Origin of the sequence: Actinomadura sp. NPDC047616, assembly GCF_040642915.1 — a bacterium.
In the GTDB taxonomy this organism is placed as follows: domain Bacteria; phylum Actinomycetota; class Actinomycetes; order Streptosporangiales; family Streptosporangiaceae; genus Spirillospora; species Spirillospora miaoliensis.
Genome location: NZ_JBEYTB010000011.1, coordinates 158037 through 172974, shown reverse-complemented (window position 1 = coordinate 172974; position 14938 = coordinate 158037). Strand labels below are relative to the sequence as shown.

The following is a 14938-nucleotide window of genomic DNA, read 5'->3' as shown; positions in this document are numbered from 1 at the left end:
CGTCGTGGAGGACGCGGAATCGACGACGAACGGGCGGACGTCTGGTGAGAAGCCGGGCGAACCGTCCGGGCGGCCGTCGGCGCGGCCATCCGGCCCGTCGCGGCTGGAGCGGCGCCCCGACGGCGCGCTGCTGGCCGGGGTGTGCCGGGGCCTGGCCGCGCACCTGGGGATCGACCCGGTCGTCGTCCGGTCCGCGTTCGTGCTGCTGACGGTCGCCAGCGGCCTCGGCGTCGCCGTCTACTGGGTGTTCTGGCTGATGGTGCCGCGCGCGGAGGACTCGACCCGCACGGCCCGCCACGACTGGGTGCAGCTGCTGGCCTACGGGGCGGTGGCGATCGGCCTGTCCGCGCTGACCTGGAGCACCGGGCTGGCCCGGGCGGCGCTGTGGCCGGTGATCGCCGGGGGCGTCGGCGTGGCGGTGCTGTGGCAGCAGGCCGACCGCGGCCAGCGGCAGCGCTGGGTGGTGCCGCTGCGGCAGAGGTGGCTGCGCAGCCTGTTCGGCCTGGTGCTGGTGGTCGGCGGCATCGGCGGGTTCGTCGCGCAGCGCGTCGACCCGGGCGAGGCCCGCGCCGTCCTGATCGCCACACTGATCATCCTGACCGGCGTGGCGGTCATCGCCACCCCGTGGGTGGTGCGGCTCTGGCAGGACCTGGACGCCGAACGGCACGAGCGCATCCGCTCCCAGGAACGCGCCGAGCTGGCCGCGCACATCCACGACTCGGTGCTGCACACCCTGACGCTCATCCAGCGCAACGCGCACGACGCGCGCGAGGTGCAGCGGCTGGCCCGTTCCCAGGAGCGCACCCTGCGCGCCTGGCTCTACCAGCCGCGCTCCGACCCCGACCGCACGTTCGCCGCCGCCATCCGCGAACTGGCCGGGGAGGTCGAGGACGACCACGGCGTCCCCATCGAGGTGGTCTGCGTGGGCGACACGGCGCTGGACGAACGGCTCGCCGCCGCGTTGCAGGCCGCCCGGGAGGCGATGGTGAACGCGGCCAAGTACGCCGAGGCGCCGTCGGTGTCGGTGTACGGGGAGGTCGAGGGCGACGACGTGGCCGTCTTCGTCCGCGACCGCGGCAAGGGGTTCGACCTGGACGCCATCCCCGAGGACCGGATGGGCGTGCGGCAGTCCATCATCGGACGTATGGAGCGCAACGGAGGCCGCGCCAGCGTCCGCACGGCGCCGGGCGAGGGCACCGAGGTACGACTGGAGATCAAGAAGTCATGAAGCGGGTAGTCCTGGTCGACGACCACCAGATGTTCCGCACCGGCGTGAAGGCCGAGCTGGGCGACGCCGTGGAGATCGTGGGGGAGGCCGGGGACGTCGACGAGGCGGTGACGGTCATCCGCGCGACCAGGCCGGACGTGGTGCTGCTGGACGTGCACCTGCCCGGGGGCGGCGGCATCGAGGTGCTGCGGCGGCTGCACGGGTCGGTGCCGTCCCGGTTCCTGGCGCTGTCGGTGTCGGACGCCGCCGAGGACGTCATCGGCGTGGTGCGGGGCGGCGCCCGCGGGTACGTCACCAAGACGATCTCCGGTCCGGAGCTGACCGACGCGATCGCCCGCGTGGCCGAGGGGGACGCGGTGTTCTCGCCCCGGCTGGCCGGTTTCGTGCTGGACGCGTTCGCCGCCACCGACGTGCCCGCCGTCGATCCCGAGCTGGACCAGCTCACCCAGCGCGAACGCGAGGTGCTGCGGCTGATCGCCCGCGGCTACGCCTACAAGGAGATCGCCAAGGAGCTGTTCATCTCGGTCAAGACGGTCGAGAGCCACGTGTCGAGCGTGCTGCGCAAGCTCCAGCTGTCCAACCGGCACGAGCTGTCCCGCTGGGCCGCCGCCCGCCGCCTCGTCTGAGCCGGTCAGCGCCGTACCGGTCAGCCGGCCAGCTCGCCGAGCAGCCGCCACGTGCGGGCCCGGGCGTCCTCCCCCACCAGGTCGGTCTGGGTGAACACCACCTCGGTGGCGCCCGCGTCGAAGTAGCGCCGGACCGCCGCCGTCACCGCCTTCTCGTCGCCGATCTCGACCAGCTCCGCCGCCTTGGCCGCGCCCTCCAGCGCGACGACCCGCTGGTAGGACGGGATCCGGTCGTAGAAGGACGTGGCCTGGGCGGCGGCCTCGCGCGCCGCGTCGACGTCGTCGGTCACCACTCCGGCCACCGCCGCGACGATCCGCGGCGCCGGGCGGCCCGCCCGCTCCGCCGCCGCCGTGATCGCCGGGACGATGTGCTCGCCGAGGGCGCGCGGGCCGGCCAGGAACGGCAGCGTCCCGTCGGCCAGTTCCCCGGTGACGCGCAACGCCTGCGGCGCCATGGCCGCGACCAGCACCGGCACGCGCGGCGTCGCCCCGGGCACGCTCGCCGGCAGCGGCGGGGCGGCGGTGACCGTCTCGCCCCGGAAGTCGGCGGCACCGGTCTCCAGCAGCGACCGCAACGCCGTCAGGAACTCGCGCAGCCGGGTCACCGGCCGGTCGTAGGGGACGCCGAACACCGGCTCCACGAACGACTGCGCCCCGAGCCCCAGCCCGAGGTGGAAGGACCCGTGCGCGGCGGCCTGCGCGGTCTGCGCCTGGCTGGAGACCAGGATCGGATGGCGGGCGAAGATCGGGACCACGGACGTCCCGACCGCCAGGCCGGGAACCTCCCGGCCGACCAACCCGGCGACGCCGATGGCGTCGTAGGCGAACTGCTGGGCGAACCAGGCCGACCGCAGGCCGGCGGCCTCGGCCTCCTTGGCCTTCGCCACCAGGTCGTCGACGAGGTTCCCGGACGCGGGCGGATACAGCACAACACCGATCGTCATGGCAGCCGCAACCTCCGCCCGCATCCCGGTATTCCCTAGCGGCAATTCGAGATCAGTAGTCCTTCGGCTTGAAGGAGCCGACCACGTCGGTGAAGTCGGCCAGGCCCTCGGCCAGCGCCGCGGCCGCCTCGGTGTCGCCCGCCTCGGCCGCCTGCTGCGCCTCCACGCGGCGCTTGTTGGTCAGCGCCAGCTCCTGGTTGGCGGTGACGTAGCCGCGCAGCTCGCTCTCGTACGCGGCGAACGCGGCGTGGTGGTCGCCGCCCGCCGCCTTCAGCTCCCCGGCCAGCACGTACGCGCCGACCATCGCCATGGACGTGCCCTGCCCCGACAGCGGCGACCCGCAGTAGCCCGCGTCGCCCAGCAGCGCCACCCGGCCGTGCGACCAGGAGTCCATGTGGATCTGCGCCATGGAGTCGAAGTGGAAGTCCGGCGCGTCCCACATGTGCTCCAGCAGCCGCGGGATCACCCAGCCGGCGTTCCTGAGCCGCTCGGCCAGGATCCGCTTCTGCCCGGCCACGTCGCGGTGGTCGTACTCCAGCGGCGTCGCGCTCTCGAACCCCAGGTAGACCCGCAGCTCGGTGTTGTCGCGGGCGGTCAGGACACCGCCGCCCCAGCCGTCCGGCGTCTGGTGGAACACCTGCCAGCGGTCCAGGCCGAGGAAGTTCGGGGCGCTCCACACGCCCACGTACGTTCCGAGATGGGTGATGAAGTCCGACTCGGGCCCGAACACCAGCCGCCGGGTGGTGGAGTGCAGCCCGTCCGCGCCGACGACCAGGTCGAACCGGCGCCGCCCCCCACCGGCGAACACCACGTCGACGCCGTGCTCGTCCTGCTCCACGGCCGCCGGGGAGTCGTCGAACAGGTACTCCACCTCCCCGCCCGCGGCCCGCATGAGGATCGCGGCCAGGTCGTCGCGCAGCACCTCCACGTCCGGCGAGGCCAGGTCGCCGCCGCTGAGCGTGTGCTCCTCGCTGCGGAAGATCTCCGCGCCGTCGGCGTCGACCATCGACATCCCGCGCATCCCCGTGGACGCCGCGCGGATCTCCGCCAGCACGCCCATCCGCTCGGCCACGTCCAGGGCCGGCCCGCGCACGTCGACCGCCTGCCCGCCGGGACGCGGCCCCGGCGCCCGCTCCACCACCGTGACGTCGAAACCGTGCCGCACCAGCCAGTACGCCAGCGCGGGACCGCCGATGCTCGCGCCGCAGATCAGCACCTTCGCGTCGGTCATCGGGACTCTCCTTCGGATCGCCTGCTCCCGCCTACCTCCCGTAGGCTCGCGGGCCGCGCTGACCGCCCGCGCACGGCCGGCGCACCGCGCACTGACCGCGCCGCGCGATCATGAAGGCATGACGACGGGCGGGGCGGTCTACCTGATCACGGGCGTGCAGGCGTCCGGCAAGTCCACGGTGGCGCAGGCGCTGGCCGAGCGGTTGCCGAGGTCGGCGCATGTGCGGGGCGACGCGTTCCGGCGGTTCGTCGTGAACGGGCGCGCGGAGATGACGCCGGAGCCGTCGCCGGACGCCCTCGCGCAGCTCCGCCTCCGCTACCGGCTGGCCGCCCAGGCCGCCGACGCCTACGCCGACGAGGGCTTCACGGCCGTCCTCCAGGACGTGGTGCTGGGGGAGTGGCTGCCGTGGCTGGCCGGACGCGTCCGCACCCGCCCGCTGTACGTGGTGGTGCTCGCGCCCAGGGCGGAGGCCGTCGCCGCCCGGGAGGCGGGCCGCGCCAAACGCGCCTACGGAACGTTCACCGTCGCCCAGCTCGACCGGGGCCTGCGCGAGACGACCCCCCGCATCGGCCTCTGGCTCGACACCTCCGACCAGACCGTCGACGAGACCGTGGACGAGATCCTGGCGCGGGCCACCCCATACGCCTAGTGGTACGCCTAGTGCGCGCTGGGCAGGCGCGCCGGGCAGCCCGGTTCGCAGTGCCCGGCGTGCCAGGCCAGGCGCCGGGCGAACGAGCGCATCACCCGCCGCATGACGAAGCGCGCGATCGCCCCCGTGATCCGGTACTTCGGCTCGAACACCGCACGCCAGCGGACGAGCGTGTACGGGCCGTGGGGCTCCATCGTCACGTCGGCCCGGTAACCCCGCAGCGGCATCCAGGACACCACCACGTACCCGTAGTGCCGGGGCGGGTCGTACGCCACGACCTTCTCGCGCGCGCCCCCGATCTTCCGGATGGCGCCCACGCCGTTGGGCACCTCGTCGCCCTCGCGGATCCGGGTCGCGGCCGGGAAACGGCCCCACTCGTTCCACGCCTCCGCCACGCTGAGGTGCTTGAAGATCGCCTCGGCGGTCGCGGTGGACGTGGCGGTGGCCTCGACCTCGTACTGCATGCGCCCTCCCGTCACAAGGACAGGATGGACGCGAGAAGGCGTTCCTGGAAGGCCGTCACGTCACTGCCGACGGCGACCCTGACCGGACGGCGTTCGTCGTCGGCGGGCAGCGACCGGGCGTCCCACACGGTCGTGCCCCGGGTCAGCTCACCGCGCAGCTCCACGCGCACCGGCCGTTCGGCGTACTCGCCGAGCCCAGGGTCGACGGCCAGCATGGCGGCCAGCGCGTCGTGGATGACCGCGCCCCGGCGCTTGAGCGTCGGGGTGTAGGCCGTCACGTAGAACTCCAGGATCTTCGTGGCGAACCGGGCCGGCTCCGAGTCGTGCGCGGACAGGCGGTCCAGCCAGGCGTCGCCCACCGCGGTCGGGTGGGTGGCGTCCAGCGGGACCAGCACCATCGGCCAGTCCGCGGCGAACACCAGGTCGGCGGCCTCGGGGTCGTGCCAGATGTTGGCCTCGGCGTGCGTGGTGATGTTGCCCGGGTGGTCGAACGCGCCGCCCATGATGACCACCTCGCGCACCAGCGCCGGCAGCTCGGGGTCGAGCAGCAGGGCGGCGCCGAGGTTGGTCAGCGGCCCGGTGGCCAGCAGCGTCAGCTCTCCGGGCCGCGACCGGGCCAGCCGCACGATCTGCGCCGCCGCCGCCTCGTCCACCGGCCGCCCCGCCGGGTCGGGCAGCCCGGTGTCGCCGAGCCCGTCGGTGCCGTGCCAGTCCAGCGCGTAGTGCACGTCCTGCGCCATGGGACGGGCCGCGCCCACCGCCACCGGCACCTCGTGCAGACCCGCCAGCTCCAGCACCCGCAACGTGTTGAGGGCGCCGGAGTCCGGGTCGACGTTGCCGTGCACGGTGCCCACGCCCACCAGCTCCGCCTTCCCCTCGCGCACGAGGGACGCCAGGTAGAGCAGGGTGATCGCGTCGTCGATGCCGGTGTCGCAGTCGAACAGGATGGCGGGCACGGAACTCCTCGGAGGTTGTGCGGATCAGGCGGTGTCGACCACCTGGAAGGGCTCGGCCAGGCGGCCGTCCGGAAGGCCCGCGGCGGCCGCGTTGGCCCCCAGCCAGCCGCGCAGCATCTCGGCGAGGCCCTCGCCCATGTGCGCGGTCTGGGTGACGTGGGACTTCAACGCCGCCAGCTTACGGTCGAAATTGTCGGTGACGTCCACGTAGTGGTTGACGGTGGGACCGCCGCTGAGCCACACCTCCCGCGCCGTCCACGCCTCCAGGCCCTCGTCGGCCAGCAGCTCGGGGTAGGCGTAGGGGTTGCGCGCGTCGGGGTACACCGCGTCGAGGGCGGCCGCGCCCACCGCCCGGTGGTCGGGGTGGCTGGGGTAGATCCGCTCGTAGTTGCGTTCCGGGCTGGGCATCACGACGCGGTCGGGCCGCACCTGGCGGATCACCCGGGCGATGTCGCGGCGCAGGTCGAACGTCGGCTCCAGCAGCCCGTCGGGATAGCCGAGGAACCGCACGTCGTCGACGCCGACGCAGGCCGCCGCGGCGCGCTGCTCGTCGCGGCGCAGCGCGCCCATCTCCGCGCGGGTCATGCCGTCGTCGAACCCCCCGGCGTCGCCGTCGGTGACGATCAGGTACGTCACCTCGATGCCGCGGGAGGTCCAGCCGGCGATCGTCCCGGCCGCGCCGAAGTCGACGTCGTCCGGATGCGCCATCACCGCCAGGACGCGCCGCACCTCACTGTCGTCGAGCACATTCGTCACAAGATCACCCTAACCGGAGGTCGCGTGCCTGCCGCCATGGTCGCCACTCGGGCCTGGGACGCGCCAGCCCGCGAGGGTAAGGAACCGCACATGCGCAAACTCATCAACGCCCCGGCGGACGTGGTCGCCGACGCGCTGCGCGGCCTGGCCGCCGCGCATCCCTCGCTGCGGGTGGACCCGGAGGGCAGGACCGTCGTGCGGGCCGACGCGCCGCGCCCCGGGAAGGTCGCGCTGGTCTCGGGCGGAGGCTCCGGCCACGAGCCCCTGCACGCCGGGTTCGTCGGGTACGGCATGCTCGACGCGGCGGCGCCCGGGGAGGTGTTCACCTCGCCGGTGCCCGACCAGATCCTCGCCGCCACCCTCGCCGTGCACGGCGACGCGGGCGTGCTGCACGTCGTCAAGAACTACACCGGCGACGTGCTCAACTTCCGGGTGGCCGCCGAGCTGGCCGAGGACGAGGAGGTCGAGGTCGCCGCGGCGGTGGTGAACGACGACGTCGCCGTGGAGGACGCCGTGCACACCGCCGGGCGGCGCGGCACCGGCGGCACGCTGTTCGTCGAGAAGATCGCCGGGGCGCTGGCCGAGGAGGGCGCCCGCCTGGCACAGGTCGCGGACGTGGCGCGGGAGGTCAACGAGCGCACCCGCTCGTTCGGGGTGGCGCTGTCGTCCTGCACGGTGCCGGCCGTCGGGGAGCCCATGTTCCGGCTCGGCGAGGACGAGATCGAGCTGGGCATCGGCATCCACGGCGAGCCCGGCCGCGAGCGCGTCAGGATGATGCCGGCCGCCGAGATCGTGGACGTCGCGCTCACCGCGATCGACGCGGACGTGCCGCTGCGCGGCGCCGAGGTGCTGGTGCTGGTCAACGGCATGGGCGGCACCCCGCTGATGGAGCAGTACATCGCCTACGCGGCGGCGGCCGAGTGGCTGGAGCGGCACGGCGCCACCGTGGCGCGGAGCCTGGTCGGCGCGTTCGTCACCAGCCTGGAGATGGCCGGCTGCATGATCTCGGTGTGCCGCCTCACCCCCGAGCTGACCCGCCTGTGGGACGCCCCCGTCGAGACCCCCGCGCTGAGGTGGGGCCGGTGAACGTCCTGGAATGGATGCGGCGGGCGGCCGAGATGATCGCGGCGGAGGCCGAGCGGCTGTCCCGGCTGGACGCGGCCATCGGCGACGGCGACCACGGCCACAACCTCGACCGCGGGTTCGCCGCGGCCGTGGAGGCGCTGCCGGAGAACGCCACGCCCGGCCGGGCGCTGGTCCTGGCGGGACGGGCGATCGTGTCCAGGACCGGCGGGGTGTCCGGCCCGCTGTACGGGATGGCGGTGCGCCGGGCGGGCAAGGAGCTGGGCGACGCCACGGAGGTCGACGCGGCCAGGCTCGGCGCCGCGCTGCGGGCCGCGCTGGGGTGCGTCCAGGAGCTGGGCGAGGCCGAGGAGGGCGAGAAGACGATGGTGGACGCGCTGGCCCCCGCCGTCGCCGCCTACGAGCAGGCCCTGGCGGCCGGGGGCGACCTGGCGGCGTGCGCGCGGGCGGCGGCGGACGCGGCCGAACGCGGCGCGCAGGCCACGGTGCCGATGCAGGCCCGCAAGGGCCGTGCCAGCTATCTGGGCCGGCGCAGCATCGGGCACCTGGATCCCGGCGCCGTGTCCACCGCCCTCCTCATCCGGGCGCTCGCCGACGTGGCGTCCGAAGACGCCTGAGGGGGCCGGGATGGTCGGGATCGTGGTGATCGCGCACAGCCGGACGCTGGCCGAGGGCGTCGCCGAGGTGGCACGGGCGATGGGCGTCGGCAAGGCCGTCGTGGAGCCCGCCGGCGGTGACGTCCACGGCGGCCTGGGCACCAGCATGGAGCGGCTGGAACGGGCGGTGCGCGCGGCCGACGGCGGCGACGGCGTGGTGGTGCTGGCCGACCTCGGCAGCTCCGTCCTGACGGCCAAGGCGTTCGTGGCGGACGCCGGGACCGGCGTCGTCCTCGCCGACGCGCCCCTGGTGGAGGGCGCCGTCGCCGCCGCGTCGATGGCCGCCACCGGGGCGGACCTGCGCACCGTCGTCCAGGCGGCCGAGGCCGCCCGAGGGCACCGCAAGACCTGATCACAAGCCTGGTCGCAAGACCTGGTCGCAGGACCGCCGGGGCGCCGCCGGACCCGAGCGAAAGGACGAGAACGTCGGACGGGCGCCGTACACTCGCACATGATGTCGAACACGCATGCCCATCCCCTGTTGGACGGCCTGAACCCGCAGCAGCGCGCCGCGGTCGTGCACTCCGGAAGCCCGCTGCTGATCGTCGCGGGCGCCGGGTCGGGCAAGACGCGCGTGCTCACCCACCGCGTCGCCCACCTGCTGGCCGAGCGGGACGTGCATCCCGGGCAGATCCTGGCGATCACGTTCACCAACAAGGCCGCCGCGGAGATGCGCGAGCGCGTGTCGGCGCTGGTGGGGCCGCGGGCCGGCGCCATGTGGGTGATGACCTTCCACTCGGCGTGCGTGCGGATCCTGCGCCGCGAGGCCAAGCGGCTCGGTTTCCCCTCCAGCTTCTCGATCTACGACCAGGCCGACGCGCAGCGGCTGATGGCCCTGGTCTGCCGCGAGCTCGACCTGGACCCCAAGCGCTACCCGCCCCGCTCGTTCAGCGCCCAGGTGTCCAACCTGAAGAACGAGCTGATCGACTACGAGACGTTCAAGTCCCGGGCCGGCTCGCACATGGAGCAGACGCTCGCCGAGGCCTACGAGATGTACCAGGCGCGGCTGCAGCAGGCCGGCGCCATGGACTTCGACGACCTGATCATGCTGACGGTCAACCTGCTGCAGGCGTTCCCGGAGGCCGCCGAGCACTACCGGCGCCGGTTCCGGCACGTGCTGGTCGACGAGTACCAGGACACCAACCACGCCCAGTACGAGCTGGTGCGCGAGCTGACCGCGCCGGTCGAGGGGGTCGGCCCGGCCGAGCTGTGCGTGGTGGGCGACGCCGACCAGTCGATCTACGCCTTCCGCGGCGCCACCATCCGCAACATCCTGGAGTTCGAGCGCGACTACCCGGACGCCACGACGATCCTGCTGGAGCAGAACTACCGCTCCACCCAGACGATCCTGTCGGCGGCCAACGCGGTGATCGAGCGCAACGCCGACCGCAAGCCCAAGAAGCTGTGGTCCGACCAGGGCGAGGGCCACCCGATCGTCGGCTACGTGGCCGACAACGAGCACGACGAGGCCGCGTTCGTCGCGCACGAGGTCGACCGGCTCACCGACGCGGGCGACGCCCGCCCCGGCGACGTGGCGGTGTTCTACCGCACCAACGCCCAGTCGCGCGTGTTCGAAGAGGTGTTCATCCGCGTCGGCCTGCCCTACAAGGTCGTCGGCGGCGTCCGCTTCTACGAGCGCAAGGAGGTCCGCGACCTGCTGGCCTACCTGCGCGTCCTGGTCAACCCTGAGGACACCGTCTCGCTGCGGCGCATCCTGAACGTGCCCAAGCGCGGCATCGGCGACCGCGCCGAGGCGTGCGTCGAGGCGTACGCCTCCCGCGAGCGGATCTCGTTCTGGCAGGCGCTGCGCCGTCCCGAGGACGTGCCGGGCATGGCCACCCGCTCCATCAACGCCGTCCGCGAGTTCGTGGCGCTGCTGGAGGAGCTGCGCGGCGAGGTCCCCGACCGCACCCCGGCCGAGATGATCGAGTCGGTGCTGCGCAAGAGCGGCTACCTGGCCGAGCTGCAGGCGTCCAAGGACCCCCAGGACGAGACCCGCGTGGAGAACCTGCACGAGATGGAGGCCGTCGCCCGCGAGTTCGAAGATCGACTGGACGAGGAGCCCGCCCAGGGGCGCCTGGTCGACTTCCTGGAGCAGGTGGCCCTCGTCGCCGACGCCGACTCCATCCCCGGCGGCGCCAAGAGCGCCCCGCTGCCGCCCGGCGAGCAGCCCGAGGAGACCGACCAGGGCGTCGTCACCCTGATGACCCTGCACACCGCCAAGGGCCTGGAGTTCCCGGTGGTGTTCCTCACCGGCATGGAGGACGGCGTCTTCCCGCACCTGCGCGCCATGAGCAACCCCAAGGAGCTCGAGGAGGAGCGCCGCCTCGCCTACGTCGGCATCACGCGCGCCCGCCAGCGGCTCTACCTGACGCGTGCGGCGATGCGCAGCTCGTGGGGCGCGCCGCAGGTCAACCCGGCGTCCCGGTTCCTGGCCGAGGTGCCCGGCAACCTGCTGCGGTGGGAGCGCGCGGCGTCGTCCACCTCGTCCCCGGCCATGGCGTCGCTGGCGGCCCGTCCCGGCACGCGGTCGCCGGGCAACCGCGCCGTCCCGTCGCTGTCCCCGGGCGACAAGGTCACCCACGACTCGTTCGGGCTCGGCACGGTCGTCTCGGTGGACGGCGCGGGCGAGCGGGCCGCGGCCAGCATCGACTTCGGCGGCGAGTACGGGGTCAAGCGCCTCGTCCTGCGCTACGCCCCCGTCGAGAAGCTCTAGCGTTCGGCGTGGCGGGCCGGCTCGGGCAGTCCGAGCCAGCGTGCCGCGGCGGCGCGCAGGGCGTCCAGTTCCGCGGTGTCCGGACGGGGGGACGACGACGCCCACGCCACATGGCAGTCGGGCCGCAGCAGCAGCGCCGTGACGGACACGGCGTCGGGATCTTCGGGGCGCGCGGCGACCACTTGCACGCGGCCGTCCCAGCCGGAGGTCTCCCGCGCCGCCGACGCGTCCTCGGTCAGGTCGATGAGCAGGGGCCGCGCGGTCGCGGTCAGCTCCGCGAGCCGGACGGCGCCGGCCGGCGTGCGTAGATCGAGGTCGGGGGCGAAACGGCCGGTCAGCGGATGCGCGTCGGCCGCGCCCATGTCGTAGCGGACGTCGGAGCCCGCGGTGAGGGCGGCCAGGCGCGCCACGGTGCCGGGGTCGGCCAGCAGTTCGGCGAACAGCTCGCGCAGCTCGGTGACGTCGCTTCCCGGCGCGGTCAGAGCGGCCTGCGCCTGCGCCAGCATGGCCATGCGGCGCGCGGCGGGGCGGCGTTCGGCGTCGTAGCTGTCCAGCAGCCCGGGCGGGTCGGCGTCACGGACCGCCGCGGCGAGCTTCCAGCCCAGGTTGACCGCGTCCTGCAGGGCCAGGTTCAGGCCGGAGCCGCCCGACGCGCTCACGTGCGCGGCGTCGCCGACGAGGAAGACCCGGCCGGCGCGGAAGCGTTCGGCCAGCCGGGTGTTGCCGCCGCTCAGCCGGCGCAGCACGTGCGGCCCGTCCCCGGCGGGCGGGTCGAACGGCACGTCGGCGCCGAGGACGCGGCGGACGCTGGCGCGCAGCTCGTCCAGGGTCATCGGGCCCTCGGGCTCGGGCTGGTCCCACTCGGTGGTGCTGACCAGCGGCGGACGCCCGGGGAACGGCGCGTAGGAGAAGGTGCCGTGCTCGGTGCGGCGCGGCAGGAACGGCGGGACGGGCCCGTATCCGGGCACGTCCAGCGCGCCCGTCGCCGGGTCGATCCAGCCCGCGGGGACGGTGACGTGCGCCGTCCGGCTGGTCGTCCGGTCATAGGTGATCCCGGGGAAGCCGATGCCGGACCGCTTGCGGGTGACGCTGTGAGCCCCGTCCGCGCCGACCAGGTAGCGGGCGCGGACACGGTACGGGCCGTCGGGGCCCTCGACCTCGGCGGTGACCGCGTCGTCGTCCTGGGCGAACGCGACGAGCCGGTGCCCGCGCCGTATCTCGGCGCCGAGGTCGGCGGCGCGTTCCTGCAGCACCTGCTCGATGTGCCGCTGCGTGGCGGGCAGCGCGTAGAGCGGGCTCTCGTCCAGCAGGCTCAGGTTCAGCGGCATCGCGGCGAACATGAAGTACGCCGAGTTCGGCTGCGGCGGCCCGGGCGCTCCGGCGAGCCGCTCGTACAGGCCCCGGCGGTCGACCATCCGCACGACCTGCCCGAGCAGCCCGTTGGCCTTGGGCACGCCGCTCGGCTCGGGCAGGCGCTCCAGCACCAGCGGCCGCACCCCGGCCAGGCGCAGCTCGCAGGCCAGCATCAGCCCGGTCGGGCCGCCTCCGACGATGACGACATCGGTGTTCATCGGTCTCCTCCTGGGGCGGGCAGGCCCGCGGTCAGCCGGTCGAACGCCTCGCGCAGCACGGGGCCGAGCGGCGTCGGCTCGTCGGCGCGCAGGCAGTGCTCGGTCGCCACGCCGATGGCCGCGCAGACCGCGGCGGCGGCGAGCTTGGGGTACAGGTCGCGGTCGGGGTTCAGGCCGGTGCGCTCGGCGATCGCCGCGGCCAGCTCGTCCTGGGCGGCGGCGTTGGCCTTGACGATCTCGCCGTGCAGCGCCGGGTCGGCCAGCATGAGCCGCACCGCGTCCTGCCAGCGGCGGTCGTGGGCCAGGCCGCCGCGCGGGGCGGAGTCGGCGGGCGCGAACTCGGCGAGCACCGCGCCCGTGATCGAGTCCCACAGCGGCTCACCGGCCGGACGCGCGCGCAGCTCGTCGGCGATCCGCAGCACCCGGTCGACATGGCGGGACGCCACCGCCTCGGCCTTGCCGGAGAAGTAGTTGCGGAAGGTGCGCGGCGAGACGTTCGCGGCGGCGGCGATGTCGTCCACCGTGACCTTGTCCCAGCCGCGTTCCACGCACAGCCGGATGGCCGCCATGCTCAGCGCGCTCCGCGTCTCACGCCGCTTGCGCTCCCGCAACCCCAAGGCCGCGTCCTCGCCCACGAATCGCTCATGACTCACACCCCCGACCCTAACCAAAACTTTGCCACATCGGCAATCTTTCCAAACCGGCAGATTTATGAGGGGCGCGGTGGGGTGGATCGGGGGCGGATCGCGGTCGTGGTGATCGAACACAGCCACTTGCCGGCCGTTGAACGTCGGGACGGGTGGCTGGGGCTGGTCAGGTGGTGGTGGGGCGGCGGAGTAGCAGGTTCACGGCGACCAGGTCGAGCACGGTCCGGTCGTCCTCGGTGAGGAGTTCGCCTCGGGTGCGGACGATTCCGCGGTCGGGCTTGGACCGCGACGGCCGGGTGTCCAGGACGGTGGCGCGCAGCCGCACCGTGTCACCGGGACGCAGCGGCGCGGGCCAGCGCAGCTCGTCCAGGCCGGGGGAGGCGAGGCTTGCCACCCGGGAGAGGTAGTGGTCGGCGAAGATCCGCATGAAGATGCCGCCGGTGTGCCAGCCGCTGGCGATCAGCCCGCCGAACGGCCCGCCGGCCGCGTACGCGGGGTCCACGTGGATCGGCTGCGGGTCGAAGCGTTCGGCGAACTCCAGGATCTCCGCCTCGCCGACCGTCACGGTGCCGTACTCGTACACCGCGCCCGGCACGTAGTCCTCGAAGTAGCGGTCGTCGATCGGAGTGGAGAAGTCCCCGTTCAGCGGCTTTGTCATGGGCACAAGAATGCCGTTCACCGGCCGGGCGCGGCGAGGCGCTCCAGCCACTCGGCCAGCAGTGCCCGTTCGGCCGGGCTGAGCGGGTCGTCCGCCGACGCGGCGGCGAGTTCGGCGCGCAACGCCATCGCCTGCGCGGCCAGGGGCCTGGACCCGGTGCTCTCCTCGGCGGTCGTGATGGCCGCGATCATCGCCTCCCGGGTGCGGGTGGACAGGTCGCCGCCCGCCGCGTCCGGATCGTTGATCAGCGTGAGCACGACGCCGACGCCCGCCGCGTGCACCATCCGGGCCGCGACCTCGGGCGGGACGGTCAGGCGTCCGGCCCTGGCGATGCCGGTGACGATCTCCAGCAGGAGCCGCTCGCTCTCCCGGGCGGCGGCGGAACGGTGACCGGACGGGGCGGACCCGTACATCACCACGTAGAGGGCGGGGTTCTTCAGGCCGAACTCCACGTGCAGGTCCCAGCCGTCGCGCAGCCGCTTGAGGGGGTCGGCGGGGATGAGCATGGCCCGCTTCTCGGCCACGTACGTCTCGAAGCCGTGGGCCGCGACCGCCTCCAGCAGCCCGCGCTTGTCGCCGAAGTGGTGGTAGAGCGTGGGGGCGCCGACCCCCGCGGCCTGGCAGATCGCCCTGGTAGAGACCGGTTCGCTTCCCGACTCGGCCAGCAGCGTGGCGGCCGCGTGCAGGATCCGCTCCCGGGTATCGCCGTCCTTGCCGTCCTTCACGGACGCCAGTCTAGAGCAGTGCTCTACC

Annotated in this window: 16 protein-coding genes; 7 read left to right on the top strand and 9 right to left on the bottom strand. The window is 73.9% G+C overall.

Features of this window, described 5'->3' with window-relative positions; genetic code table 11:
* Nucleotides 1-4 precede the first annotated feature (4 nt).
* Complete coding sequence (locus ABZ801_RS25735) at nucleotides 5-1228, top strand: PspC domain-containing protein (protein ID WP_360702247.1); 1224 nt, start codon at nucleotides 5-7, stop codon at nucleotides 1226-1228.
* A complete protein-coding gene (locus tag ABZ801_RS25730; protein WP_344947850.1) occupies nucleotides 1225-1854 on the top strand; it encodes a response regulator transcription factor in 630 nt (209 codons plus the stop codon). Before ABZ801_RS25735 ends, ABZ801_RS25730 begins: the two co-directional genes overlap by 4 nt.
* A gap of 20 nt (nucleotides 1855-1874) precedes the next feature.
* On the opposite strand, the gene ABZ801_RS25725 is transcribed toward ABZ801_RS25730, so the two are convergent.
* Nucleotides 1875-2798: a TIGR03564 family F420-dependent LLM class oxidoreductase gene (locus ABZ801_RS25725; RefSeq protein ID WP_360702243.1), complete on the bottom strand. Its 924-nt coding sequence runs from the start codon at nucleotides 2796-2798 to the stop codon at nucleotides 1875-1877.
* 52 nt (nucleotides 2799-2850) lie between these two features.
* On the bottom strand, nucleotides 2851-4029 hold the full coding sequence (locus ABZ801_RS25720; RefSeq protein WP_360702240.1) for an FAD-dependent monooxygenase: 1179 nt from the start codon (nucleotides 4027-4029) through the stop codon (nucleotides 2851-2853).
* 118 nt (nucleotides 4030-4147) lie between these two features.
* Here ABZ801_RS25720 and ABZ801_RS25715 point away from each other — a divergent pair, with 118 nt between their 5' ends.
* A complete protein-coding gene (locus ABZ801_RS25715) occupies nucleotides 4148-4678 on the top strand; it encodes an AAA family ATPase (RefSeq protein WP_360702237.1) in 531 nt (176 codons plus the stop codon).
* A gap of 8 nt (nucleotides 4679-4686) precedes the next feature.
* Here the strand turns inward: ABZ801_RS25715 and ABZ801_RS25710 are convergent, their stop codons facing one another.
* From ABZ801_RS25710 to ABZ801_RS25700, 3 genes are read right to left on the bottom strand one after another with little or no spacing between them, the layout of a single operon-like run.
* Complete coding sequence (locus ABZ801_RS25710; RefSeq protein ID WP_344947860.1) at nucleotides 4687-5142, bottom strand: SRPBCC family protein; 456 nt, start codon at nucleotides 5140-5142, stop codon at nucleotides 4687-4689.
* Between the two features lie 11 nt (nucleotides 5143-5153).
* Nucleotides 5154-6098, bottom strand: a complete 945-nt coding sequence (locus ABZ801_RS25705; RefSeq protein ID WP_360702233.1) for a nucleoside hydrolase — start codon at nucleotides 6096-6098, stop codon at nucleotides 5154-5156.
* 24 nt (nucleotides 6099-6122) lie between these two features.
* On the bottom strand, nucleotides 6123-6845 hold the full coding sequence (locus ABZ801_RS25700; protein WP_344948044.1) for a PIG-L deacetylase family protein: 723 nt from the start codon (nucleotides 6843-6845) through the stop codon (nucleotides 6123-6125).
* Nucleotides 6846-6944: 99 nt separating this feature from the next.
* Between ABZ801_RS25700 and dhaK the strand changes: the two genes are divergently transcribed.
* The 4 genes from dhaK (at nucleotide 6945) to pcrA (ending at nucleotide 11309) form a co-directional block, all read left to right on the top strand.
* Nucleotides 6945-7940: a dihydroxyacetone kinase subunit DhaK gene (gene dhaK / locus ABZ801_RS25695; protein ID WP_360702230.1), complete on the top strand. Its 996-nt coding sequence runs from the start codon at nucleotides 6945-6947 to the stop codon at nucleotides 7938-7940.
* Nucleotides 7937-8554 (top strand): dihydroxyacetone kinase subunit DhaL, encoded by a 618-nt coding sequence (dhaL, locus tag ABZ801_RS25690; protein WP_360702227.1) that lies wholly within the window; start codon nucleotides 7937-7939, stop codon nucleotides 8552-8554. Before dhaK ends, dhaL begins: the two co-directional genes overlap by 4 nt.
* Nucleotides 8555-8564: 10 nt before the next feature.
* On the top strand, nucleotides 8565-8945 hold the full coding sequence (locus ABZ801_RS25685) for a phosphoenolpyruvate--protein phosphotransferase (RefSeq protein ID WP_360702224.1): 381 nt from the start codon (nucleotides 8565-8567) through the stop codon (nucleotides 8943-8945).
* Nucleotides 8946-9047: 102 nt separating this feature from the next.
* Nucleotides 9048-11309, top strand: a complete 2262-nt coding sequence (gene pcrA, locus ABZ801_RS25680; protein WP_360702221.1) for a DNA helicase PcrA — start codon at nucleotides 9048-9050, stop codon at nucleotides 11307-11309.
* On the opposite strand, the gene ABZ801_RS25675 is transcribed toward pcrA, so the two are convergent.
* The 4 genes from ABZ801_RS25675 to ABZ801_RS25660 form a co-directional block, all read right to left on the bottom strand.
* Nucleotides 11306-12880 carry an FAD-dependent monooxygenase gene (locus tag ABZ801_RS25675; protein ID WP_360702218.1) on the bottom strand — a complete coding sequence of 525 codons (1575 nt, stop codon included), beginning with the start codon at nucleotides 12878-12880 and terminating at the stop codon, nucleotides 11306-11308. The two genes, pcrA and ABZ801_RS25675, sit on opposite strands and share 4 nt — an antisense overlap.
* Nucleotides 12877-13533, bottom strand: a complete 657-nt coding sequence (locus tag ABZ801_RS25670; protein ID WP_360702215.1) for a TetR family transcriptional regulator — start codon at nucleotides 13531-13533, stop codon at nucleotides 12877-12879. The genes ABZ801_RS25675 and ABZ801_RS25670 overlap by 4 nt, the downstream gene beginning before the upstream one ends.
* Nucleotides 13534-13693: 160 nt before the next feature.
* Nucleotides 13694-14185, bottom strand: a complete 492-nt coding sequence (locus ABZ801_RS25665; RefSeq protein WP_344947879.1) for a MaoC family dehydratase — start codon at nucleotides 14183-14185, stop codon at nucleotides 13694-13696.
* A gap of 17 nt (nucleotides 14186-14202) precedes the next feature.
* The gene (locus tag ABZ801_RS25660; RefSeq protein WP_360702211.1) at nucleotides 14203-14910 is read right to left on the bottom strand and encodes a TetR/AcrR family transcriptional regulator; all 708 of its coding nucleotides are present in this window, start codon (nucleotides 14908-14910) and stop codon (nucleotides 14203-14205) included.
* Nucleotides 14911-14938: the final 28 nt, after the last annotated feature.

Coding starts and splice junctions, on each gene's coding strand:
- ABZ801_RS25730 (WP_344947850.1), top strand. CDS start 1,225: ATGAAGCGGGTAGTCCTGGTCGACGACCACCAGATGTTCCGCACCGGC.
- ABZ801_RS25725 (WP_360702243.1), bottom strand. CDS start 2,798: ATGACGATCGGTGTTGTGCTGTATCCGCCCGCGTCCGGGAACCTCGTC.
- ABZ801_RS25720 (WP_360702240.1), bottom strand. CDS start 4,029: ATGACCGACGCGAAGGTGCTGATCTGCGGCGCGAGCATCGGCGGTCCC.
- ABZ801_RS25715 (WP_360702237.1), top strand. CDS start 4,148: ATGACGACGGGCGGGGCGGTCTACCTGATCACGGGCGTGCAGGCGTCC.
- ABZ801_RS25710 (WP_344947860.1), bottom strand. CDS start 5,142: ATGCAGTACGAGGTCGAGGCCACCGCCACGTCCACCGCGACCGCCGAG.
- dhaK (WP_360702230.1), top strand. CDS start 6,945: ATGCGCAAACTCATCAACGCCCCGGCGGACGTGGTCGCCGACGCGCTG.
- ABZ801_RS25685 (WP_360702224.1), top strand. CDS start 8,565: ATGGTCGGGATCGTGGTGATCGCGCACAGCCGGACGCTGGCCGAGGGC.
- pcrA (WP_360702221.1), top strand. CDS start 9,048: ATGTCGAACACGCATGCCCATCCCCTGTTGGACGGCCTGAACCCGCAG.
- ABZ801_RS25675 (WP_360702218.1), bottom strand. CDS start 12,880: ATGAACACCGATGTCGTCATCGTCGGAGGCGGCCCGACCGGGCTGATG.
- ABZ801_RS25665 (WP_344947879.1), bottom strand. CDS start 14,185: ATGACAAAGCCGCTGAACGGGGACTTCTCCACTCCGATCGACGACCGC.